General features: G+C 63.7%; 1 protein-coding gene. It reads left to right on the top strand.

What is annotated here, in order from left to right:
* Window positions 1-13 precede the first annotated feature (13 nt).
* Window positions 14-1,024: an IS5 family transposase gene (locus QSK43_RS27000; RefSeq protein WP_332306022.1), complete on the top strand. Its 1,011-nt coding sequence runs from the start codon at window positions 14-16 to the stop codon at window positions 1,022-1,024.
* The last annotated feature ends 140 nt before the right edge of the window (window positions 1,025-1,164 follow it).

Here is a 1,164-nt window from a genome sequence, read left to right as displayed (position 1 = left end):
GGAGGATTGTTTGATGGTTGAGAAGAGCGCCGGTCAATTCAGTTTTGCGGATGCGCTTGTGACGGTGCGGAGTGGTCCGGATCGTCTGGGTAAATTGTCCTCGGTGGTGAAGTGGTATCGCTTCGAGAAGGTTCTGCGGCCTTTGACGCGGGAGGACGCGAGCACCGGCGGCCGCCCCTCCTATCCGGTTGTGATGATGTTCAAAGCACTGATGCTGCAGCAGCTTTACGGTCTTTCGGATGCGGAACTGGAAGAGGTGATCTATGATCGGCTGTCCTTCCGGCGGTTCTGCGGGATTGGCCTTGATGAGGCGGTTCCGGACCATACGACACTATGCCGCTTCCGCAACCGGCTGGTGGAGCTGAAGCTTCTGGAGCGGCTGTTTGCCGAACTCGACCGGCAGCTGGATGCGGCCGGCCTGATCCTGCGGCGCGGCACGATGCTGGACGCCACCGTCATCGAAACGCATGCGGCCCGCCCGCCGCGCGATGGCGCTCCTGCTCCGGACGGCGACCCTGCCGCCGATGCACCGCACAGGCGCCCGACACGCGATCCGGACGCGGCCTTCACGCGCAAAAAGGGCCGGCAGGGTTCGCATTACGGCTACAAGGCCCATGTCGGTGTCGATGAAGGCTCGGGCCTGATCCGGCGCGTCATCACCACACCGGCCAATATCAACGACACAGTGCCTGCCGACCAGCTGATCGTGGGGGACGAGGCGCGGGTTCTGGCCGATAGCGCCTATCATACCCATCAGCGCGAACGAATGCTGAAGGAGCGCGGGATCGGTTGTGGCCTGATGCGGCGTCCCAACAGGCATCATCCGGTTCTGAAAGCGGCCGCGCGCCGCTTCAATCAAGCGGTGGCCCGCAGGCGCGCCGCCGTCGAGACGACCTTTGCAACCCTCAAGCAGCGCATGGGGCTGAGCGTCATCCGTTACATCGGCCTTACCAAGGCCTCCGCCCAGGTTCTTCTGGCCGCCATGGCCTTCAACATGCGCCGGTGGGTGACGCTGAGCGCGTAACCCCACGGGCAAACCACGCCCGCCAACCACCCATCCCCAGGTAAAAGCCCTCTCAAACCACCCTCCACAGGACGGTGGGGCCAAAACACGGCCTTCCCCCCTGTCAGACGGCCGAAACAAGGTGTTTTGCAACACGCCCC

The organism is Rhizobium sp. GR12, from assembly GCF_036596185.1.
Taxonomy (GTDB): domain Bacteria; phylum Pseudomonadota; class Alphaproteobacteria; order Rhizobiales; family Rhizobiaceae; genus Agrobacterium; species Agrobacterium nepotum.
This window is presented reverse-complemented; position numbering and strand designations above follow the sequence as displayed.